The sequence below is a fragment of the Rhodococcus sp. NPDC060176 genome (assembly GCF_042728675.1).
Lineage (GTDB): Bacteria > Actinomycetota > Actinomycetes > Mycobacteriales > Mycobacteriaceae > Rhodococcus_F.
Window position 1 is genome coordinate 1,463,332 of sequence record NZ_JBHWYS010000001.1, and the last position, 20,502, is coordinate 1,483,833.

Sequence of the window (20,502 nt, forward strand, 5' to 3'; positions counted from 1 at the left end):
GACACGCAGGGCGAGATGGCCTCTGATTCACCTACCGGTGTGGTAGCTCACAGGGTCTTGCGCAAACGACGCTCGGCCCCCGACACGATGTCGAGGGCCGAGCGGTGAAGCAGTGTGAAAATCAGCCGAGCTGAGAAACGACCCAGTCGATGCTCTTGGTGAGAGCGGTGACGTCATCGGGGTCGATGGCCGGGAACATGCCGACACGCAACTGGTTGCGTCCGAGCTTGCGGTACGGCTCGGTGTCGACAATTCCGTTGGCGCGCAGGATCTTTGCAACTTCTGCTGCGTCGACGTCGTCGTTGAAGTCGATGGTGCCGACAACCTGCGAGCGGTGTGCCGGATCAGCGACGAACGGCGTTGCGAACTCGCTGGCCTCGGCCCAGTTGTACAGGCGCGAGGACGAATCCGCGGTGCGAGCGGTGGTCCAGTCGAGGCCGCCGTTGCTGTTCATCCACTCGATCTGGTTGGCGAAGAGCAACAGGGTGGCCAGGGCCGGGGTGTTGTACGTCTGGTCCTTGGAGCTGTTGTCCACGGCGATGGGCAGCGAGAGGAAGTCGGGCGTCCAGCGTCCCGAATCCTTGATCTCCGCGACGCGTTCGAGGGCGGCCGGGCTCATCAGCGCGATCCACAGTCCGCCGTCTGCAGCGAAGCACTTCTGCGGAGCGAAGTAGTAGACGTCGGAATCGGCGACGTTGACTGGGAGTCCACCGGCGCCCGAGGTGGCGTCGATGGCGATCAGGGCGTTCTCCGAACCCGCGGGACGCGAGACGGGGATCGACACACCGGTGGAGGTCTCGTTGTGCGCCCAGCCGATGAGATCGACGGACGGGTCCGAGACCGGCACCGGTGCGCTGCCCGGATCGGCGGAGACGACGATCGGGTCACCGATGAACGGGTTGGCCTTGGCGACCGAAGCGAACTTGGAGCTGAATTCGCCGTTGGTCAGGTGCAGCGACTTCTCGCGGATGAGGCCGAATGCAGCCGCATCCCAGAACGCAGTGGTTCCACCGTTACCGAGGACGACCTCGTAGCCCTCGGGCAGTGAGAACAGATCGGCGAGGCCGGAACGAATGCTGGCGACAACGTTCTTGACCGGCTTCTGGCGATGGCTGGTGCCGAACACCGAAGCGCCCACCTCGACCAGGGACTGCAGCTGCTCGGGGCGAACCTTGGAAGGACCGCAGCCGAAGCGTCCGTCGGCGGGCTTGAGGTCGGCGGGGATGATCGGTGTGGAGGTCATCGCTTCTTTCTGTTCCTTCACTTGTGTTCTGTACTACCATGATTGGCGAATTCGAGCGGGTGTCACGCGTGGCTGATCTGGTCCCAGCCCTCGACGGACTCAGGCGTGCGGGGCTCCGGGCCGGTGTAGATGGCGGCCGGGCGTACCAGTTTACCGAGACGCTTCTGCTCGAGGATGTGTGCACACCAGCCGGCGGTGCGACCACAGGTGAACATGGCGGGCATCATGTGCGCGGGAACCTCGGCGAAGTCGAGGATGACTGCAGCCCAGAACTCGACGTTGGTCTCGATCGCGCGATCGGGACGACGCTCACGCAGTTCCGTCAGTGCTGCCTGCTCGAGAGCTGCGGCAGCCTCGTAGCGGGGAGCGTTGAGACGCTTCGCCGTAGCGCGGAGCACGCGTGCACGGGGATCTTCGGCGCGGTAGACGCGGTGTCCGAAGCCCATGAGCTTTTCCTTGCGGTCGAGGATTCCCTTGACCAGTGCGCGGGCGTCGCCGGTCTTCTCGGTCTCTTCGATCATCGGAAGAACGCGGGCCGGAGCACCGCCGTGCAGCGGGCCGGACATCGCGCCGATGGCGCCGGAGAGCGAGGCCGCGACGTCGGCGCCGGTGGAGGCGATGACGCGGGCCGTGAACGTGGAGGCGTTCATGCCGTGCTCGGCTGCGGAGACCCAGTACGCGTCGATTGCCTCGACGTGTGCCGGATCGGGCTCGCCCTTCCAGCGCACCATGAAGCGCTCGGTGACCGTCTTGGCCTCGTCGATGCGGCTCTGGGGGACTGCGGGCTGGTAGATGCCGCGAGCGGACTGCGCGACGTAGGACAGTGCCATGACGGACGCGCGGGCGAGCTGGTCGCGGGCGGTCTCGTCATCGATGTCGAGGAGTGGCTGGTAGCCCCAGATGGGAGCCAGCATCGCCAGTCCGGCCTGGACGTCGACACGGACGTCGCCGGTGTGAATGGGGAGGGGGAACGGCTCGGCCGGCGGGAGGCCGGGGCCGAAGCGGCCGTCGACGAGAAGGGCCCATACGTTGCCGAAGGTGACCCTCTGGCCGACCAAGTCTTCGATGTCGACTCCGCGGTAGCGCAGTGCGCCGCCGTCTTTGTCGGGTTCTGCGATATCGCTGGTGAAGGCGACGACGCCTTCGAGTCCGCTCACAAAATCGTCCGGTATTGCTGCGCTCGCTGCCATTCTCGTGGACTCTCCTCGTTCGAGTGCGCCAGGTCTACAGTCGCACTGCCTCAGCTTCAGTGACTGCGCCTCGGTGCTCGCAGGGATGAGCACGCACCGTGTTTAGTACTGCGCAATCTTCTCGTCCCGATTCGGTTGCTGTCGCTGGTGCGGCTCGCGGTCCGGGTCGGGTCTAGCCACGGCAAACTTTAGCGCGTGCCGCGTAGCCGTTGGCCAGTGAGTACCCGGGAGTAGCGTTCTCGGCTGTGTCGAATGAACGTCAGGACCCGCAGGCGGTGGACAACGAACTCGCGGCCATGCGTGTGGGCTATCCGCAAGCAGGCAGCGAATCGGAGTCCGTCGAGGACCGCATGAGTGCGGAATTGGATACCTCGGTCGTCGAGACCGGTTGGCTGCCCCTCATGCGTCAATGGCTCGTGGACGCCGTCGAAGCGGACGCGCCGGAACCGAATGCCATGACTCTGTCGACGGTCGACGACAGTGGACACCCGGCCTCGCGCACCGTGCTCTGCAAAGGCCTCAGTGAAGACGGCGTGCTCTTCTTCACCAACTACGGATCCGACAAGGCTCGTCAACTCGACGCCCATCCGTACGCGTCGGCCAACTTCACGTGGCTGACCCTTGCCAGGCAGGTGATCGTTCGCGGCGCCACCGAGCGGGTGAGTGCTGAACTGACGCAGGAGTATTGGCGGACCAGGCCTCGTGGATCGCAGCTCGGTGCGTGGGCGTCGTCGCAGTCTCGTGCGATCGGCTCGCGTGCCGATCTCGACGAGCAACTGCGTGAGGTCGCGGCCCGATTCGGCGTGGACGGAGAGATTCCGGTGCCACCGAACTGGGGCGGGATTCTGATCCGGCCGGAGTCTGTCGAGTTCTGGCAAGGGCGCGCGAACCGCATGCACAATCGAGTTCGCACGAGCCTGGTCGACGGTCAGTGGTCCGCCGTCCGACTCCAGCCGTGAGCCGGTTACTTGCGGATACGACTCCGCTCGAGAATCGCGACTACCGACGACTGTGGACTGCCGGCATCGTCACCGTTATCGGCGCTCAGCTCAGTGTGGTCGCCGTACCGCAGCAGGTGTATCAGATCACCTTGAGCTCGGCTTATGTCGGTCTGACGGGAATCTTCGGCCTGGTACCGCTGATCGTTTTCGGTCTGTGGGGCGGCGCCCTCGCCGATGTCATGGATCGACGACGACTGTTGATGATCACCTCGATCGGACTCGGCGTCACGTCGGTTCTGTTCTGGATCCAAGCCGCGCTGAACGTGAACAACGTGTGGTTGGTGCTCGGCTTGTTCTCAGTTCAACAGGCGTTCTTTGCCGTCAACCAGCCGACTCGAGCGGCGATCATCCCTCGGCTGATTCCGGGCCGACAGTTGCCTGCCGCGAACTCGCTGAACATGACCGTCGTGCAGTTCGGTGCAATAGCCGGCCCGCTGCTGGCCGGCGTTCTCATTCCGAAGGCAGGTCTGCAGCTGCTCTACCTGGTCGACTCGATCTTTCTGCTCGCCACGTTGTGGGCAGTGTGGAAGCTCCCGGCGATTCCGCCGACCGGTACCTCTCGGCGGGCCGGATTGAGCGAGGTGCTTGGCGGCTTCACGTATCTGGCGACGCAGAAGGTTCTGCTCGCGTCGTTCGTGGTGGACATCATCGCGATGGTGTTCGGGATGTCGCGAGCACTGTTCCCGGAGATCGCACACGAATCCTTCGGTGACCCTGCCAGCGGTGGTTTTGCGCTCGGACTGCTGTTCGCGGCGATGTCGGTGGGAGCCGTTCTGGGCGGAGTCTTCTCGGGTTGGTTGCCGCGGGTGCAGTACCAGGGGCGCGCCGTGATGGTCTGCATCGTGCTGTGGGGGCTGTCCATGGTCGGCTTCGGCGTTGCCGTGTACTTCGCGAGTCCCGGTTCCAGCGTGATTCTGCTCTGGGTCGCGGTGGCGTTCCTGGCGTTCGGCGGCGCCGTCGACATGGTCTCGGCCGCATTCCGCAGCACGATGCTCCAGCAAGTGGCAACCGACGACATGCGCGGAAGATTGCAGGGCGTTTTCATCGTGGTCGTGGCAGGTGGTCCGCGTATCGGTGACGTACTGCACGGCGGCGCGGCCTTCCTGTTCGGAACCGGTGTTGCGGCAGCGGGAGGCGGCTTCCTGGTGATTGTCGGTGTTGTCCTTTCTGCCCTCGCATTCCCGGCGTTCGTTCGCTACAAGGTGGGACGCGCCGTCTGACGTCCTGGTTAACCGGTCGCTCGTGGTGGAAACTGGTACGTATGACTGCGCCGCACAGCACGGGTAGGGGAGGGTTCGAGATCCGTGGTGGCGGCTATCGGGCCGAGATCGCGGCGGCCGGTGCCGGACTGCGGCTTCTCGATCACGAGGGGCCCAACGGTCAGCGCGCGCTGACCGAAACCTGGGCCCTCGGATCGAAGCCGCCGCTCTCTGCCGGATTGGTTCTCGCACCGTGGCCCAACCGGATTCGGGACGGGCACTTCATGTTCGACGGAATCGAGCATCAACTCGAGATCACCGAACCGGCGCTGGGAAACGCAAGCCACGGGTTTGTCAGGCGTCGGAATTGGAGCCTCGTCGACCACACCTACGAGCGCGTCGAACTGTCGGTCGACGTGGGACTGCACAAGGGTTGGCCGTATCCGTTGCAGCTGACGGTCGCCTACGAGGTCGGTGTTGACGGATTGACCGTCACTCACACGGCCACGAACAAGGGCGCGACCTCGTCGCCGTTCGGGCTCGGAATGCACACCTTCATCCGCGCCGGCGACTTTCCGCTCGACGAATGTGCTCTGCATCTGGCGGCAGGCACGCGACTGCCGATCGATCCGGCGAGGATGCTGCCGAACGCGTATTCGCAGGCAGTCGCCGGTACGGACTACGACTTCCGGACGCCGAGACTGCTCGCCGGGGTTCAGTTGGACACCCCGTACAGCGCGTTGGACGTCGTCGACGGCAGTGGTCGCACTCAGCACGAGCTGCTGGCTCCGGATGGAACGGGCACAGCGTTGTGGACCAACCGCGAGTTCCCCTGGATTCAGGCATTCATCGCAGATCCCGCCAATGACAAGGGATATCCCGACCGTGGACGAGCATTGGCGTTGGAGCCGATGACCTGCCCACCCGATGCATTCAACTCGGGCATCGATCTCCTGGTGCTTCAACCGGGTCAGACGTGGACTGGTAGCTGGGGCATCAAGGCTCTGTGATCCGGCTCTCATACCGTGGGATCGTGTAACGCAGTCTGGGTATCGGCCGATAACAATCGATTTTCGGTACGCCGTGTCAGTGGTTCAGAAGGTCGATCGTTCGTCCACGTCTCGTGCTGCTGTCGAGACTTGCAGATCAATGCGGGTAAGCGCGCGATTCCGTAGACAGGAGTACCGGTCACGCGGGTGGGAAAATCCCGCCTGGAACGTGTTTCAGTTTCGGTGGGTATGTCGGGTTCGTGAGTACCCGAAAAATAGCCGTGGGGCGACCCTCCTTCGGCACGATCTCTCCCGTGCGACTAGTTTCTAGTTGATCGCATGTAGTTACTCGTTGGTTCGAGCTTGAGAGGGATCCTTCGTGCCCGCTGACAATGACACAAAGCCCACGCTTACTTACCCCGGTGGTGAGTACACGATGTCCATTGCCAGGGCAACCGAGGGCAATGACGGCATCGAGCTGGGAAAGCTGCTGGCCACAACGGGGTACACCACCCTTGACCCCGGTTTTGTGAACACTGCATCCACCAGTTCTGCAATCACCTATATCGACGGCGAGAAGGGAATCCTGCGTTACCGCGGATATCCCATCGAGCAGTTGGCAGGTAAGTCGACGTTCATCGAGGTCAGCTACCTGCTGATCTACGGCGAACTGCCGACCGACGCCCAGCTCGAGTCCTTCACGGACCGCATTCGTCGACACACCCTGCTCCACGAGGACCTCAAGCGGTTCTTCGACGGTTTCCCGCGCAACGCTCACCCGATGCCGGTTCTCTCGTCCGCAGTGAACGCACTGTCGGCGTACTACCAGGATTCGCTCGATCCCGAGGATCCGGAGCAGGTGGAACTGTCCACCATCCGTCTTCTCGCGAAGCTGCCGACCATCGCTGCGTACGCGTACAAGAAGTCCGTCGGACAGCCGTTCCTCTACCCGGACAACTCGTTGAACCTGGTCGAGAACTTCATGCGCATGACGTTCGGCTTCCCGGCCGAGCCGTACCAGGGTGATCCCGAGGTCGCCAAGGCACTCGACATGCTGCTGATCCTGCACGCCGACCACGAGCAGAACTGCTCCACGTCGACCGTGCGTATGGTCGGCTCGTCGGACGCCAACCTGTTCACCTCCGTCTCCGCCGGCATCAACGCACTGTGGGGCCCGCTGCACGGCGGCGCGAACCAGGCAGTGCTCGAGATGCTCGACGAGATCAAGGCCAGCGGCAGCACCGCAGCCGAGTTCGTCCGCAAGGTCAAGAACAAGGAAGACGGCGTGAAGCTCATGGGCTTCGGGCACCGCGTCTACCGCAACTACGATCCGCGCGCTGCGCTGGTCCGCGAAACTGCGCACACCATCCTCGCCAAGCTCGGCGGCGACGACGAACTGCTCAACATCGCAATGCAACTCGAAGAAGCCGCCCTCACGGACGACTACTTCATCGAGCGCAAGCTTTACCCGAACGTCGACTTCTACACCGGCCTCATCTACCGCGCGATGGGCTTCCCGCCGCGTATGTTCACGGTGCTGTTCGCCATGGGCCGTCTGCCCGGTTGGATTGCGCACTGGCGTGAAATGCACGAGGATCCGGCTACGAAGATCGGCCGCCCGCGCCAGATCTACACCGGCTACACCGAGCGTGACTACAGAGACATCACGTCCCGCTGACGCGTGACCTAGCGATATCACCACCCGCTAGTCTTCTGTACCCAATATTTCGCCTCAACGAGGAGGACCCATGAGTAGCAAGCCCGTAATCGAGTTCCAGGAAGGCCCCGCGCCGACCGATCTGGTCATAAAGGACCTGGTTGTCGGAGAAGGCGCCGAAGCCGTTCCCGGTGGCACCGTCGACGTTCACTACGTCGGTGTCGAGTTCGAATCCGGCGAAGAGTTCGACTCTTCCTGGAGCCGTGGCGAGTCCATTCAGTTCCCGCTTCGTGGCCTGATCAAGGGCTGGCAGGACGGCATCCCGGGCATGAAGGTCGGCGGACGCCGTCAGCTCACCATTCCGCCGGAGCTGGCATACGGCCCCGCCGGTGCAGGGCATCAGCTTTCCGGCAAGACCTTGGTCTTCGTGATCGATCTGCTGGACGCCAAGTAATTTACTGTGCGCCTTTATTAACCCCCCGCGGTTAATAAAGGCGCACAGCACGAGGGCCCCGCACCGTCAGGTGCGGGGCTTTCCTGTGTGGTCAGCGTGCTGTCTTTCGCCGGTAGAGCCAGTTCGACCACACGAATCCCACGGCGGCGATGCCCAGGCACCAGACGAGCGCGATGACGGCGCTGTTTCCGATCGGGGTGCCCATCAAGAGTCCACGCACCGTCTCGATGATGGGAGTCACCGGCTGGTGGCGAGCGAACCCCTGCAGCCACGACGGCATCGTCTCGGCCGGGACGAAGGCAGTGCTGACGTAGGGCAGGAACATGATGGCGAAGGTGAAACCACTTGCCGCCTCGGGGTTCCGGGCCAGGAGCCCCAGTGCCGTCGACAGGTACGACATCGCGAACACGAAGGCGACGATCACCGCGGCGACGCCGAGCCACCGTAGCGGATCACTGGTCGGACGAAACCCCATGATCAGAGCGACGAGAACCACGATCGCCGTCGTCAGAACATTGCGAACGACGCTGGCGAGCACATGCCCGGTCAGGACCGATGACGGTGAGATCGCGAGCGTCCGGAAACGGTCGATGATCCCGTCCTTCATATCGCTCGAGACGCTGACGGCGGTGGTCGAGGCGCCGAAACCGGCGCACAGAAGGATGATTCCGGGCACGACGTAGTCGATGTACTCGGTACCGGTGTTGATGGCACCACCGAAGACGTAGACGAACAGCAGCATGAGCATGACCGGCAGCGCTATCGCGGTGATCATCGAATCAGGGCTACGCAGAACGTGTTTGAGATTCCGGCGAAGCATCACCGCGGAATCGACTGCAATGGTGGACGTCATCGAACGCTCGCAATCTCGGGTTGGCCGGATCCGGTGAGCGCGAAGAACACGTCGTCCAGATCCGGGGTGTGAACGGAGAACTTCTCGACGGTGATCGACGGGTCGTCGATAGAGTCGAGGATGGCTTTGATCGACGGAACGGCTCCGTCGGAAGGGATGTGCAGGGTCAATGTCTCGGTATTCGAATGTGCCTGCGGCAGTGACGCCGCGGCGAGGTCGAGTTGGGCCAGGTTCTCGAATTGCAGTGCGACGTGGCCGCCGGGAACAAGTCGCTTGAGTTCGTCAGGTGTTCCCTCGGCGACCAGACGGCCGCCACTGAGCACGCCGACGGTGTCGGCCAATTCGTCTGCCTCGTCGAGGTATTGGGTGGTGAGGAAGATCGTGACACCCGACGCTGTGAGGCCACGAACTATCGACCACATTTCGTGGCGGCTTCTCGGGTCCAAGCCGGTGGTGGGTTCGTCGAGGAAGACGACGTCCGGCTTCGCGATCAGGCTCATCGCGATATCGAGTCGCCTGAGCATGCCGCCCGAGTAGTCGCCCGCTCGTTTGTCGCCGAAGTCCGTCAGGTCGAACTGGTCGAGCAGTTCGTCGGCACGTTTTCGAGAGTTCTTCCGGCCCAGGTGATTCAGCTCGCCCAGGAGAGTCAGGTTCTCGGAACCGGTCAACAGCGTGTCGACGGCAGCATATTGCCCGGTGACGCTGATGCGTCGGCGAACGTTCTGGGGATCGTCGGGGAGTGAGTGGCCCGCCACGGTGACCTCGCCGGCGTCGAAAGGAATGAGGGTGGTGAGAATTCTTACCGCTGTGGTCTTTCCGGCGCCGTTCGCGCCGAGGAGGGCGTACACCGATCCGGCTGGTACCGACAGATCGAGTCCGTCCAGAACCTGTTGATCGCCGTAGCGCTTGCGGAGTCCGCGGACCGAGATTGCGGAGATCGTTCCTGGCATCGAAACCTCCAAGGTAACTGTGTATGGCATAAACTCTTGTTTATAGCGTACACAGTTCTAGGATGATGGCAAGAGCGAAGAGTGGGAGCTGTATGGATGGCGGCGCGCTACCGAGGACGGTCGAACTGGCCTGGGGACTGGATCAGCCCGGAACGCGGGGTCCCAAGAAGGGGCTCAGTCTCGAGCACATCCTCGACACCGCGATCGAGTTGGCCGACGCCGAAGGTGTCACGGCACTGTCGATGGGCCGGGTGGCCAAAGCGCTCGGGTTCGCGACGATGTCGCTCTATCGCTACGTGGCAAGCAAAGACGAACTGATCGAACTGATTTCGGATCGAGTGATCGGGCCGCCGCCGATAATTCCCGACGACGTGACCTGGCGCGTCAAGCTCGAGGCGTGGGCGAACCAGGAGTACGCCACGATGCTGAGTCGGCCCTGGTGGCTCAAGCTGCCCATCACCGCTCCGCCGACCGGACCGAACAACATGGCGTGGCTCGACGCGGGGCTGAGCGCACTCGACGGCGTCGCTCTGAGTGCCGCATCGAAGTTCCAGGTGGTGACCAACGTGTCGTTGTTCGTGATCGGCCGTGCCCGCTTCTCGGCTGACCTGGCTTCGCGGTCGGCGCAGTCGGCTGACGACGACGTGGCTTACGGCGCCCTCATCGCGCGAGTCATCAACCGCGAGGACTTTCCCTACCTCAGTGCTGCAATCGAGGAGGGAGGCTTCGAGGACGGCAGTCCGGAGGGCGAGGCAGCCGGCGATGATGCTTTCGATTTCAGTTTCTCGCTTGGCCTTCTGCTCGACGGAATCGAGAAGTTGGTGCAGCGGTCAGGACACCAGTGCGGTGGCACTGACGTCGTCGATGATCAGGTCGGTGATCAGCCCGCCCCGTAGTGCTCCCTCCAGGGCGGGCAGTTTTGCTGTTCCGGCGACGATGCACACGCGTCTGGCGACCTTCTCGAAAAGGTCGAGCCGCGGTCCACTCGCGCGCTCGTTGAGTTCTATGCCGCGATAGCTCCCGTCGGACCGGAAGAACACGGTTGCGATGTCCCCGACCACTCCGTCGCGTCGAAGTGCTTCTGCTTCATCGGGTTCGAGGTATCCGGCGGTGTAGACGTGACTGGGCACGTTGCCACCCGGGACACCGATGCTGAAGACTGCCAGGTCCATTCGTTTCTGCATGTCCAGCACTCGCTTGATGCTGCGTTCGCGCCACAACTGTTCCCGGGTTTCCGGGTAGTCGAAGAATGCAGGTACCGGAAATCCTTGTGGCAGAGCGCCGTAGGCGTCGGCGATGGTTCTGATGATGTCGCTGGCGTAGGAGATTCCCGTGGTGCGGGTATTGGCAGCACCGTTGAGTTGCACGACGTAGGAGTTGTACGTGCGTTTGGGGGCGAGGTGCTTGCTGACTTCACTGAGAGTGGTTCCCCAGGCGATTCCCATCACCATGTCGCTGTCGAAGAACGAGGCCAACAGGCGTCCCGCGAAAGTGGCTACCTTCTCGAGTCGCTCGAGATCCCCCACCAGTTCCGGCACGGTCACTACGTGTGCGCGTACTCCGTATCGTTCCGAGAACTCGCGTTCGATGCGAGGTGCCTGGCCGTGCGGCGTGCTGATCTTGATCTCGACGAGTCCCGAAGTGCGTGCGTAGGTGATCAGCCTGGAGACGGTGGATCTGGAGACTCCCATGTCGCGCCCGATGGCAGCCATCGTCTGATCTTGGAAGTAGTAGAGGCGAGCGGCCTGAACGGCGTCGGCGATACGCGGGTCTGCCGGGTCTGAGGTTGGAGAGTCGGAAGTGGGAGTTTCCATGGTTTCGTCCTGTCTGCACGTACGTGCAAGGGCACTGAACCGAATCTTATCCGAGTAGGACCAGGCCGAAGCGTTCGATCACGCAAAGTCCCTGAAGTGTGTCTGTTACCCGCGTTACGGTGCGTAAATGGGCAATTTGCACATATGTGCACGAGCTATGCGTGAATGTGCAAAGGGCCTTACGCTACGAGTGCAGCAGACCAAACTATGACATGCATCACAACGAGGTGAGGGTGGGGATGGAGAAAGCCAAGCGATTGGGGCTTCCAGGCGAGTTGGCAGCCGAGTTTGCAGGAACGATGATCTTGATCTTGTTCGGCGTCGGGGTGGTGGCGCAGGTGGTGTCCGGCGGGAGCGAAGGGGGTCTCGGTGGACACGACAGCATTGCGTGGGCCTGGGGACTCGGCGTGATGTTCGGAATCTATGTCGCAGGCCGGGCGACGGGTGCTCATCTGAACCCCGCGGTCACGTTCGCCTTCGCGATCTTCCGGGACTTCTCCTGGCGCAAGGTGCTGCCGTACACGCTGGCGCAGACTGCGGGCGCATTTGTCGCGGCGTTGATCGTTCGATGGAATTACAACGACATGCTCAACGCCATCGATCCCGGACACACCACGGCCACTCAGACGATCTTCTCGACGATGCCGGGAAACGGAACGCTTCCGGTCAGTCTCGGCTCGGCGCTGATCGATCAGATCATCGGTACGGCCATCCTGCTGTTTCTCATCGTTGCCGTGACGGATTCCCGCGGCACTCCGCCGCTTGCGAATCTCGCGCCCTTCGTCGTCGGATTGATCGTGGTGGGAATCGGATTCGCCTGGGCTACCAACGCGGGTTACGCCATCAATCCGGCCCGTGACTTCGGCCCGCGTCTGGCGTCGTACCTCACCGGTTACGGCAGTGCCTGGCGGGATCAGTACGGAAGTTTGTACTTCTGGGTGCCCATCGTTGGACCGCTGATCGGCGCTCCGATCGGGGTGTTCCTCTACGACAAGCTGGTTGGACGATTCCTGCCTGACGAGTCGGTGGAGAAGGCGGCCGAGGAGCCGGCCACGATACCGGCGTGACGGCGAATCATCATCTCTGACAGTAAATCTTTCGCACTTTCTTCGACACCAAAGGGGTAGCACGATGGCGCAGTTCGTAGCCGCGATAGACCAGGGAACCACCTCCACTCGTTGCATGATCTTCGATCACAGTGGGCACGTGGTTGCCGTCGAACAGCATGAGCACTCACAGATCTTCCCACAGGCGGGTTGGGTCGAGCACGATCCGATCGAGATCTGGGACAACGTCCGCAACGTCACGGCGGGCGCCCTGGCCAATGCAGACTTGACCGCAGCCGACATCGCATCCGTCGGAATCACCAATCAGCGTGAGACGGCCGTGGTCTGGGAACGAGCAACCGGAAAGCCCGTCTACAACGCGATCGTCTGGCAGGACACACGCACTGATCGGATCTGCACGGCGCTCGCGGGCGAAGACGGCCCCAAGAAGTACACCGAGGTCACCGGACTGCCGTTGGCAACGTACTTCTCGGGCCCCAAGGTCAAGTGGATTCTCGACAACGTCGAGGGCGCTCGCGACAAGGCCGAAGCCGGCGAGTTGTGCTTCGGCACGATGGACACCTGGGTGTTGTGGAACATGACCGGCGGCGTCCAAGGCGGAGTGCACGCCACCGATCCGACCAACGCCTCGCGCACCCTGCTGATGGATCTCGACACTCTCGCTTGGGATTCGGCGATCTGTGCCGACATGGGAATTCCGGAGTCCATGCTTCCCGAGATCCGCAGCTCGTCCGAGGTCTTCGGATTCGTCCGTGAACGTGGCACCCTGTCCGGCGTGCCGATCGCCGGAATCCTCGGTGATCAGCAGGCTGCGACCTTCGGCCAGGCCTGCCTCTCGCCCGGAGAAGCGAAGAACACCTACGGAACCGGCAATTTCGTGCTCCTCAACACCGGCACCGAAAAGGTGATGAGCAAGAACGGATTGCTGACGACGGTCTGTTACAAGATCGGCGAGCAGCCCACTGTCTATGCGCTGGAAGGATCGATCGCCGTGACGGGTTCGCTGGTGCAGTGGCTTCGGGACAACCTCGGCATGATCGACAACGCGGCCGACATCGAGGTGAACGCTCGCTCTGTGGAGGACAACGGCGGCGCGTACTTCGTGCCCGCGTTCTCGGGTCTGTTTGCACCGCATTGGCGCGCGGATGCACGCGGCGCGATCGTCGGTCTGACCCGGTTCGTGAACAAGGGGCACCTTGCCCGGGCGGTGCTCGAAGCGACTGCGTACCAGAGCCGTGAGGTGATCGAGGCGATGAACCTCGACTCGGGTGTCGACTTGAAGGTGCTCAAGGTCGACGGAGGAATGGTCGCGAACGAACTCCTCATGCAATTCCAGGCCGATCTGCTCGACGTCGAGGTGATCCGCCCGGTCGTGGCAGAGACCACGGCTTTGGGCGCTGCATACGCCGCTGGTCTCGCGGTCGGGTACTGGGAGAGCGAGGACGACATTCGCAGCAACTGGGCGAAGGACAAGAGTTGGACGCCGTCGATGGATTCGGCGGAGCGGGACCGGCTGTACGCAGGCTGGCAGAAGGCCGTCACTCGGACACTCGACTGGGTCGACGCAGACTGATCGCGGCGCCCGCATTTCTACCTATTTTCAAGTGAAGGAACAGTTTTCATGAGCACAGCACAAGCATTGAGTCCGTCCTCGCGGGCGGAGTCGCTGAAGAAGTTGGAAGAAACCGAACTCGACGTCCTGGTCATCGGCGGTGGCGTGGTCGGTGCGGGTAGCGCGCTGGACGCCGCGACTCGTGGTCTGAAGGTGGGCTTGGTGGAGGCACGCGACTTCGCGTCCGGAACCTCGAGCCGGTCCAGCAAGTTGTTCCACGGCGGACTGCGTTACCTCGAGCAGTTCAATTTTGCGCTCGTGTTCGAGGCGCTGCGTGAGCGGTCGCTGGTTCTGAACTCGCTGTGCCCGCATCTCGCGAAGCCGGTGCCGTTCATCTACCCGCTCGAGAAGCTGATCGACCGGCCGTACGTCGGTCTGGGCATCGGCGTCTACGACGTGATGGGCGCAGGCCGCGGGGTTCCTTCACACCACAAGCATGTGGGCAAGAAGAAGACTCTCGAATCGTTCCCTTCCGGAAAGCGTTCTGCTATCCGGGGTTCGGTCAAGTTCTACGAGGGTCAGGTAGATGATGCCCGCCACACGATGATGCTGGCGCGCACGGCGGCCGAGTACGGCGCTCTGTGCGTCAACAGCACTCGCGTCGTCGGTTTTCTCCGTGAGGAGGACCGTGTGGTCGGTGTGAAGGCGGTGGATCTGGAAACGGGTCGCGCCTTCGAGATCCGTGCTCGCCAGGTCATCAACGCGGCCGGCGTGTGGACTGACGAGATTCAGGAAATGGTCGGTGGGCGAGGACAATTCCAGGTTCGTGCCTCCAAGGGCGTGCATCTGGTTGTCCCGCGCAACCGGATCAACTCCTCGACCGGGATCATCACGCGGACCGAGAAGAGCCTGCTGTTCGTGATCCCGTGGGGAAGCCACTGGATCATCGGTACGACGGACACCGATTGGAACCTCGACCTCGCGCATCCGGCAGCCAGCCGAAGCGATATCGACTACATCCTCGGACATGTCAACAAGCTCCTTCAGGACGAGTTGACGCACGAGGACGTCGTCGGTGTGTACGCGGGGTTGCGTCCGTTGCTGTTCGGCGAATCGGACTCGACCAGCACTCTCTCGCGTGAGCACGCGGTGTCGAGTCCGGTCCGAGGTTTGACGGTGGTCGCCGGTGGCAAGTACACGACCTACCGCGTGATGGCCAAGGACGCAGTCGATTCCGCGGTGCACGGACTCGAACAGAAGGTGCCGAAGTCCTGCACCGAGCGTATCCAACTGGTGGGTGCCGACGGCTACTTCGCCGCGCACAACAATCGGCATCTCACCGCTGAGCGCACGGGACTCCACGTTTCGACCATCGAGCACCTACTGGGTCGGTACGGCACTCTGGCCGACGAGTTGTTCGAACTCGTCGAGGCGAGGCCGGAACTGGGGCAACCGTTGGACTCCGCCCCTGAGTACCTCAAGGCAGAGATCCATTACGCTGCGAGCCATGAGGGTGCGCAGCATCTCGACGACATCCTGACCCGTCGTACTCGCATCTCCATCGAGGTTACCGATCGCGGAGATGCGGCAGCTGCCGAAGTGGCAGAACTGGTTGCACCGGTGCTCGGTTGGACTCCCGAGCACATTGCCGAGGAGATCGAGCACTACCGGTTGCGCGTTGCAGCCGAGCGGGAATCTCAGGAGCAGCCCGATGACCTGACGGCTGATGCGGCGCGCCTCGGTGCACCGGACGTTCGCACCGGAGTTACTGTCGGACAGGTTTGAGCCTGAAGCACCAATGGTCGGCCGGGGCACTGTGTCCCGGCCGATCGACCGAACTGCACCGGTGTCAATCGAACTCGTCCGACGAGCATTCGGGGAGGTCGACCGTCACCACCGCGCCCCCGTTCGGATGGTTCGCGAAGTCGATTCGAGCGCCGATGACCGCCGCTTGCCCCACTACGATCGTCAAGCCGAGACCCAGGCCCGAGTTCGGGCCGCGTTCGACGCAATCAGTCTGAAATCTCTTCGGCCCCTGACGAAGCCACTCTTCAGTGAACCCGCTGCCCCGATCCCGCACCGTGATGCGGGAGTGGTCGACGTCGACATCGATCGGCGACTTTCCGTGATTGCGAGCATTCAAAATCAGGTTGGCGATGATCCGTTCGAGTCTGCGTGCATCGGTGTACGACGCGGGGGCGCCGTGAACTCTCACTTCGCACTCCACCCCGGTGGTGGAAATCGCGTGGTGAACCACCGGTGCCAGTTCCACCGATTGGATGTCAGCCTGCTCGGACGTGGTGTCGAGGCGGGCCACTTCGATGACGTCCTCGGCGAGTCTCCTGAGTTTATGTACGCCGTCGCGCACCAATTCGGTAGGCCTACCTGGCGGCAGAAGCTCCGCGGCGCCGACCAGTCCGGAGATGGGCGTCCGGAGATCATGCGCGATGTTGGCTGTCACACGCTTCTCGGCGTCCAATTGTCCCCGCAGCGCATCCGACATTGCGTCGACCGCATCCGCCAACTCGGTGATCTCGTCGTCGAAAAGCGACCAGGTGACCGAGCGGACGCGGATGTCCGCTCCGGTAGACACTTTGCGAGCCGCACGGGCGGCCGAGCGCAAACGATACGACATCGCGAGCCCAAGCATCACACCCAGGACGGCACCCGCTGCGATCACAGCGACGGTGGCATTGCGCAGTGTCCGATCGACGCTGGCGATCGATTCCTGCTGCGCGGTGTACGGGACGCGAATCGCCACCACCTGAGTGTTCACGTCGGCAGCTGCCCAGACGAATGGTTGGTCGCCACTGTCGACGAGGTAGGTGGCGCGTTTGCCGCCGGCGACGGCCTCGCGTAACTCTTCCGGAACGTCCAGGCCATCCGTGGTGGCGCGGAACAATGCACGCATGCTGCCTGTTTCGTCCTGCAGCACCAGTTGGAGATTGCGATCAGCTGCGGCCCGCGCTGCATCCTCCTGGTTGTGTGAAAAGGTTTGATGCATCACGGTACTGAGCGTGATCGAGGCGACGGCAATCACGAACGTGATGGCCGCCGCGATCTTCCACTGAAACGACAACCGCCTCCCGGTGGACGGGAGCTTGGCGGCGAGATCCCGCGATCTCACCGATGGTTGTCCATCGTGTAGCCGAACCCCCGGACGGTTCGGATCTGTTCGGAGCCGATCTTCGTGCGCAATCGCTGAACGTGAACGTCGACGATGCGCGTATCGCCGCCCCAGTCGTAATCCCAGACGTCCGAGAGCAGTTCGGAGCGAGACCAGACTTTCCGCGGCACACTCACCATGACCAGGAGCAGCTTCATTTCAGTGGGGGTGAGTGCCACTTCGGCGCCCGAACGCGTGACGGTCACCAACTCGCGATCGATCTCCAGATCGCCGAGAGTCACGATGTCTTTCTCCGTACCGGAATGGGATTCGACCCGCCGGAGCACACTTCGGATACGGGCCACCAGGACACCGCTGTCGAAGGGCTTGGTGACGTAGTCGTCGGCACCGGCTTCCAATCCGAGAACTATGTCGACCGGGTCGTCGCGCGCGGACAGCATGATGACCGGCACCGACAGTTCCTCACGAATGCGTCGGCACAGGCTGATTCCGTTCAGGTCGGGAAGCATCACGTCGAGGACGGCGATATCGGGCTTGGCGTCGACCGCCAAATCCATTCCGGTCAACCCACCCGATGCGGTGATCACCCGAAACCCGTTGCGTTCGAGATTCAATTGCGTTGCTTCGCGGATGACAGCGTCGTCTTCGACCAGCAAAATCAACGGATCGGTCATCGGCCTTCGCTTTCATGGGAACGGAACACTCTCAAACCCTTCACCGGTCCACTTGTATGCAGTCGACGATTGACAGAACTCCGGAATGCCGGGGTCTTTGCACAGGTCGACCATGACCGACAATCCTCCGGTTGAGCCGACGACGTAGCGTCCTGGGTCTTGCACTCCGAAGACTTTGTGAGCGCCCGATTCGTCGATCTGGTAGACGAATCCGGCGACCATGAAGCTGACCGGTGGGGCCGGTCGTCCCCAGATGCCGACAGACTCGCAGGTGAAGACATTGACGACGGCATCTTGCCAAACGGCGTCCGTCACGTGGGAGTAGCGGATTTCGAAGGGGAAGTTCGCATCACCGCACAGTCGGAGACTGTCCTTGACCGCATCGGACACTTCCGGGTCTGCTCTGAGGAGGGCAACAGGATCGATGCTCAAGCCCTGTGAGAGATCCGAGGGGTCGAGTGATGCTGCGATATTCGGAGTGGGTTCTGATTCAGGCTCGGTGGAACAGGAGGCGAGAGCAAACGCGACCGGCAGGCAGAGCACGGCGAGCAGCGCGCGACGACGGCGATCAATCACGGATGAACTCCGTTCCATCCCAGTGGAACTCGGTCCGAAGCGGTGGACGGGGGCAACATTCGAACTCCGGTGGCCGCGGATCCGTCTCCAGGACAGACAAACTCGCGGCCCGTTGACCGCTGACGATGAACTTTCCTCGCTCTTCGACGGAGAACAGGCGCTCACCTAGTTCGGGATTGTCTTCACTCGAACCGGCCTTGCCGCTGCGGTAGACGTAGCCGGCGAGGTTGACCGAAATCGATACTCCGGTCCCGGGTTGGTGGGCCGGCTGGCACGGATACACGTTCATGACGATCAGTTCGGTCTCCGGCACGATACGAGGTGCGCCTGGATCGAGAAGGATGGATCCGACAGAGATCGGATACCAGTCCGGGCACGATCGGAGTTCGGTCTTCACACCCTCCGACACCCCGGGGTCGTCGAGAAGCGCCCGCCCCAACCTCGAATTCTCGGCAACCCGTCTGGCCAGGTCGGCGGGCTGTGTGACGGACAATCCGGTGGAAGCGACATCGCCTTCGATCACAACACCCTGGGTGGACACGCATCCGGTGATCACGGACGCTCCGAGGGCCGCTGTCGCGAGTGCCGTACCGAACAGCCTGCGAGTGCGGCCTGTTCGGCCCTCGCAGATCTCATTCCGATACAACACTTTCCCCTCCCCGGCCGGTGCGAACTGTCTCATCGGCATGCGCACTTTTCATAGGATCACACGTGATCTCGATATCGGCGTTTCACCACCCACCGTTACGTAATCGTATGAATGTCGGGACCGTCGAGAGTTGGTACGCGACCGCCGGAATTCTGTTACGAAACCGATGGAATCGGGCTTCTAGAGTGAGTCACGTCGGTGTTCACCGCTTGGGCGGAACGAGCTGATCCGCGTATCGAGGAGTGTGAGAGCAAATGCCTGAAGTATTGCTAACCAACAAGACTCGGCGTCCGCGAGTGCTGCTTGCCGTACTGACGATCGGAGTGGTGTGCGCGATGGCCGGGTGTTCGAGTGACGACACCAGCGCGCCAGGACTCGAATCGACGACTACGTCGGTGGTCGCGGCGTCGACGACCGCACCGCCGCCGACCCCAGCGACCACGTCGGAGACAGTCGAAAGCTCGAACTCGGTGGGCGGCGGTGCGGACACATCCACTCCCGGAGCCCCGGCGGGCGATGCAGCGCCGGCCTGGACCCCGGTCTCGACCAGCGCGGTTGCCCCTGCGGGCCCTGGTCCGTCTACCGAGTCGACCAGGTGCACCGATCAGATCAACTATGCGGGTGATCCTCGTTCGAATGCGGAGATCAACAGCATCGGAGAGCGGATGGGTTCGTGTCCGGCGCCGCTCCCACCCGATGCCGTCGAGCCCTCGGAGAAGTGCACCGACCAGATCAACTACGGCGCTGACCCTCGTTCCAACGCCGAGATCAACATCATCGGGGAACAAACCGGGATCTGCCCCGAGCCGATACGCCCCTGACAAGTTCAAAACCTCAGCAGTAGTCGGGAATTCGACCAAGGGCCGAACCAGGGGGAGATCGCAATGACAAGCAGGGCAGGTGGACGTTCGATCGACAGTGTTGCCGACGATGCGTGCCGAGGGGATCGTGACGCGATTGCAGAACTCCTTCAACGCATCGTGCCTCTGGTGACGCGGCGCTGTCGTGCCGAACTGCGACCGCTCGACGCTGATCGTATTGCCGTCGGTATCTGCCGATCCGTCCTGTCCGACATCCGGCGACGAAGACGCGCCGGAGAAGCGTTCCTCGCGCATCTGTACGACGCGATCAGTCGCGAAATCGATTCGCTACCAGCATCGAGTCGACTCACTCTGCCTTTCGGCGATCTGTCGGCCGTCGAACGCAACGTTTTGGTAGCTCGCATCGTTGTCGGTTTCGACGTGCGCGAGACGGCGCTGTCACTGAGAACAACAACGAGCGCCGTCGAACTCGTCCAACACCGCGCGCTGTCCAAGATCAGACGCGGCAGCCTGAGCGGCGCCTAATCAACGCTCGAAAGTCAACAGCTGCAACCCTTCGCAACTCCCGGCAACCGTACGCAACTCTTTCTCTTCGCCCGTGACCCACACGACACTGCATGGCACGAGTGATCGAGAACGAGGAGTGTGACGGTGGTTCAACGGACGGCGCAGAAGCCGACAACGCC

20 protein-coding genes are annotated in these 20,502 nt (G+C 62.5%); 11 read left to right on the forward strand and 9 right to left on the reverse strand.

Going from position 1 to position 20,502, the window contains the following annotated elements:
* Positions 1 to 121: 121 nt before the first annotated feature.
* Together serC and ACFWEM_RS07075 are read right to left on the reverse strand one after the other, a co-directional pair.
* Positions 122 to 1,243 (reverse strand): phosphoserine transaminase, encoded by a 1,122-nt coding sequence (gene serC / locus ACFWEM_RS07070; protein ID WP_007733484.1) that lies wholly within the window; start codon positions 1,241 to 1,243, stop codon positions 122 to 124.
* A 62-nt stretch (positions 1,244 to 1,305) separates the two neighbouring features.
* Positions 1,306 to 2,433: a citrate synthase 2 gene (locus tag ACFWEM_RS07075; RefSeq protein WP_230814514.1), complete on the reverse strand. Its 1,128-nt coding sequence runs from the start codon at positions 2,431 to 2,433 to the stop codon at positions 1,306 to 1,308.
* Between the two features lie 245 nt (positions 2,434 to 2,678).
* On the opposite strand from ACFWEM_RS07075, the gene pdxH reads away from it, so the two are divergent.
* From pdxH to ACFWEM_RS07100, 5 genes are all read left to right on the forward strand, one after another.
* Positions 2,679 to 3,392, forward strand: coding sequence for a pyridoxamine 5'-phosphate oxidase (pdxH, locus tag ACFWEM_RS07080; protein WP_378532298.1), 714 nt, complete (start codon positions 2,679 to 2,681; stop codon positions 3,390 to 3,392).
* Positions 3,389 to 4,654 (forward strand): MFS transporter, encoded by a 1,266-nt coding sequence (locus ACFWEM_RS07085; protein ID WP_378532300.1) that lies wholly within the window; start codon positions 3,389 to 3,391, stop codon positions 4,652 to 4,654. The genes pdxH and ACFWEM_RS07085 overlap by 4 nt, the downstream gene beginning before the upstream one ends.
* Positions 4,655 to 4,695: 41 nt before the next feature.
* Positions 4,696 to 5,643, forward strand: a complete 948-nt coding sequence (locus tag ACFWEM_RS07090) for an aldose 1-epimerase family protein (RefSeq protein ID WP_378532302.1) — start codon at positions 4,696 to 4,698, stop codon at positions 5,641 to 5,643.
* Between the two features lie 358 nt (positions 5,644 to 6,001).
* Positions 6,002 to 7,300, forward strand: a complete 1,299-nt coding sequence (locus ACFWEM_RS07095; protein ID WP_003940509.1) for a citrate synthase — start codon at positions 6,002 to 6,004, stop codon at positions 7,298 to 7,300.
* A 70-nt stretch (positions 7,301 to 7,370) separates the two neighbouring features.
* On the forward strand, positions 7,371 to 7,733 hold the full coding sequence (locus ACFWEM_RS07100) for an FKBP-type peptidyl-prolyl cis-trans isomerase (protein WP_003940440.1): 363 nt from the start codon (positions 7,371 to 7,373) through the stop codon (positions 7,731 to 7,733).
* A gap of 91 nt (positions 7,734 to 7,824) precedes the next feature.
* Here ACFWEM_RS07100 and ACFWEM_RS07105 read toward each other — a convergent pair whose 3' ends face one another.
* Positions 7,825 to 8,586 (reverse strand): ABC transporter permease, encoded by a 762-nt coding sequence (locus ACFWEM_RS07105; protein WP_378532304.1) that lies wholly within the window; start codon positions 8,584 to 8,586, stop codon positions 7,825 to 7,827.
* On the reverse strand, positions 8,583 to 9,536 hold the full coding sequence (locus ACFWEM_RS07110) for an ATP-binding cassette domain-containing protein (RefSeq protein ID WP_378532306.1): 954 nt from the start codon (positions 9,534 to 9,536) through the stop codon (positions 8,583 to 8,585). Before ACFWEM_RS07110 ends, ACFWEM_RS07105 begins: the two co-directional genes overlap by 4 nt.
* Positions 9,537 to 9,628: 92 nt before the next feature.
* Between ACFWEM_RS07110 and ACFWEM_RS07115 the strand changes: the two genes are divergently transcribed.
* Positions 9,629 to 10,432 carry a TetR/AcrR family transcriptional regulator gene (locus ACFWEM_RS07115; RefSeq protein WP_378532770.1) on the forward strand — a complete coding sequence of 268 codons (804 nt, stop codon included), beginning with the start codon at positions 9,629 to 9,631 and terminating at the stop codon, positions 10,430 to 10,432.
* Here ACFWEM_RS07115 and ACFWEM_RS07120 read toward each other — a convergent pair.
* A complete protein-coding gene (locus tag ACFWEM_RS07120) occupies positions 10,367 to 11,350 on the reverse strand; it encodes a sugar-binding domain-containing protein (protein ID WP_317828753.1) in 984 nt (327 codons plus the stop codon). The two genes, ACFWEM_RS07115 and ACFWEM_RS07120, sit on opposite strands and share 66 nt — an antisense overlap.
* A 239-nt stretch (positions 11,351 to 11,589) precedes the next feature.
* Between ACFWEM_RS07120 and ACFWEM_RS07125 the strand changes: the two genes are divergently transcribed.
* From ACFWEM_RS07125 to ACFWEM_RS07135, 3 genes are all read left to right on the forward strand, one after another.
* Positions 11,590 to 12,417 carry an MIP/aquaporin family protein gene (locus ACFWEM_RS07125; protein ID WP_378532309.1) on the forward strand — a complete coding sequence of 276 codons (828 nt, stop codon included), beginning with the start codon at positions 11,590 to 11,592 and terminating at the stop codon, positions 12,415 to 12,417.
* A 64-nt stretch (positions 12,418 to 12,481) separates the two neighbouring features.
* Complete coding sequence (gene glpK / locus ACFWEM_RS07130) at positions 12,482 to 13,990, forward strand: glycerol kinase GlpK (RefSeq protein WP_230814506.1); 1,509 nt, start codon at positions 12,482 to 12,484, stop codon at positions 13,988 to 13,990.
* Between the two features lie 48 nt (positions 13,991 to 14,038).
* Entirely contained in the window at positions 14,039 to 15,754 is a 1,716-nt protein-coding gene (locus tag ACFWEM_RS07135) for a glycerol-3-phosphate dehydrogenase/oxidase (protein ID WP_347874482.1), read from the forward strand.
* 64 nt (positions 15,755 to 15,818) lie between these two features.
* Here the strand turns inward: ACFWEM_RS07135 and ACFWEM_RS07140 are convergent, their stop codons facing one another.
* The 4 genes from ACFWEM_RS07140 to ACFWEM_RS07155 are packed head-to-tail and all read right to left on the reverse strand — an operon-like array spanning position 15,819 to position 18,995.
* Entirely contained in the window at positions 15,819 to 17,096 is a 1,278-nt protein-coding gene (locus ACFWEM_RS07140; RefSeq protein WP_378532312.1) for a sensor histidine kinase, read from the reverse strand.
* Complete coding sequence (locus ACFWEM_RS07145; RefSeq protein ID WP_029256009.1) at positions 17,093 to 17,770, reverse strand: response regulator transcription factor; 678 nt, start codon at positions 17,768 to 17,770, stop codon at positions 17,093 to 17,095. Before ACFWEM_RS07145 ends, ACFWEM_RS07140 begins: the two co-directional genes overlap by 4 nt.
* Before the next feature lie 12 nt (positions 17,771 to 17,782).
* Positions 17,783 to 18,346, reverse strand: coding sequence for a hypothetical protein (locus ACFWEM_RS07150; protein ID WP_378532315.1), 564 nt, complete (start codon positions 18,344 to 18,346; stop codon positions 17,783 to 17,785).
* Positions 18,339 to 18,995 (reverse strand): hypothetical protein, encoded by a 657-nt coding sequence (locus ACFWEM_RS07155; protein WP_378532317.1) that lies wholly within the window; start codon positions 18,993 to 18,995, stop codon positions 18,339 to 18,341. Before ACFWEM_RS07155 ends, ACFWEM_RS07150 begins: the two co-directional genes overlap by 8 nt.
* A 254-nt stretch (positions 18,996 to 19,249) precedes the next feature.
* On the opposite strand from ACFWEM_RS07155, the gene ACFWEM_RS07160 reads away from it, so the two are divergent.
* A complete protein-coding gene (locus ACFWEM_RS07160) occupies positions 19,250 to 19,816 on the forward strand; it encodes a hypothetical protein (protein WP_378532319.1) in 567 nt (188 codons plus the stop codon).
* Between the two features lie 63 nt (positions 19,817 to 19,879).
* Positions 19,880 to 20,341 carry an RNA polymerase subunit sigma gene (locus tag ACFWEM_RS07165; RefSeq protein ID WP_378532320.1) on the forward strand — a complete coding sequence of 154 codons (462 nt, stop codon included), beginning with the start codon at positions 19,880 to 19,882 and terminating at the stop codon, positions 20,339 to 20,341.
* The last annotated feature ends 161 nt before the right edge of the window (positions 20,342 to 20,502 follow it).

Excerpts from the sequence above, each read along its gene's own strand:
- serC (WP_007733484.1), bottom strand. The coding sequence starts at position 1,243 with ATGACCTCCACACCGATCATCCCCGCCGACCTCAAGCCCGCCGACGGA.
- ACFWEM_RS07075 (WP_230814514.1), bottom strand. The coding sequence starts at position 2,433 with ATGGCAGCGAGCGCAGCAATACCGGACGATTTTGTGAGCGGACTCGAA.
- ACFWEM_RS07090 (WP_378532302.1), top strand. The coding sequence starts at position 4,696 with ATGACTGCGCCGCACAGCACGGGTAGGGGAGGGTTCGAGATCCGTGGT.
- ACFWEM_RS07100 (WP_003940440.1), top strand. The coding sequence starts at position 7,371 with ATGAGTAGCAAGCCCGTAATCGAGTTCCAGGAAGGCCCCGCGCCGACC.
- ACFWEM_RS07105 (WP_378532304.1), bottom strand. The coding sequence starts at position 8,586 with ATGACGTCCACCATTGCAGTCGATTCCGCGGTGATGCTTCGCCGGAAT.
- ACFWEM_RS07110 (WP_378532306.1), bottom strand. The coding sequence starts at position 9,536 with ATGCCAGGAACGATCTCCGCAATCTCGGTCCGCGGACTCCGCAAGCGC.
- ACFWEM_RS07115 (WP_378532770.1), top strand. The coding sequence starts at position 9,629 with ATGGATGGCGGCGCGCTACCGAGGACGGTCGAACTGGCCTGGGGACTG.
- ACFWEM_RS07120 (WP_317828753.1), bottom strand. The coding sequence starts at position 11,350 with ATGGAAACTCCCACTTCCGACTCTCCAACCTCAGACCCGGCAGACCCG.
- ACFWEM_RS07125 (WP_378532309.1), top strand. The coding sequence starts at position 11,590 with ATGGAGAAAGCCAAGCGATTGGGGCTTCCAGGCGAGTTGGCAGCCGAG.
- glpK (WP_230814506.1), top strand. The coding sequence starts at position 12,482 with ATGGCGCAGTTCGTAGCCGCGATAGACCAGGGAACCACCTCCACTCGT.
- ACFWEM_RS07135 (WP_347874482.1), top strand. The coding sequence starts at position 14,039 with ATGAGCACAGCACAAGCATTGAGTCCGTCCTCGCGGGCGGAGTCGCTG.
- ACFWEM_RS07145 (WP_029256009.1), bottom strand. The coding sequence starts at position 17,770 with ATGACCGATCCGTTGATTTTGCTGGTCGAAGACGACGCTGTCATCCGC.
- ACFWEM_RS07160 (WP_378532319.1), top strand. The coding sequence starts at position 19,250 with ATGCCTGAAGTATTGCTAACCAACAAGACTCGGCGTCCGCGAGTGCTG.
- ACFWEM_RS07165 (WP_378532320.1), top strand. The coding sequence starts at position 19,880 with ATGACAAGCAGGGCAGGTGGACGTTCGATCGACAGTGTTGCCGACGAT.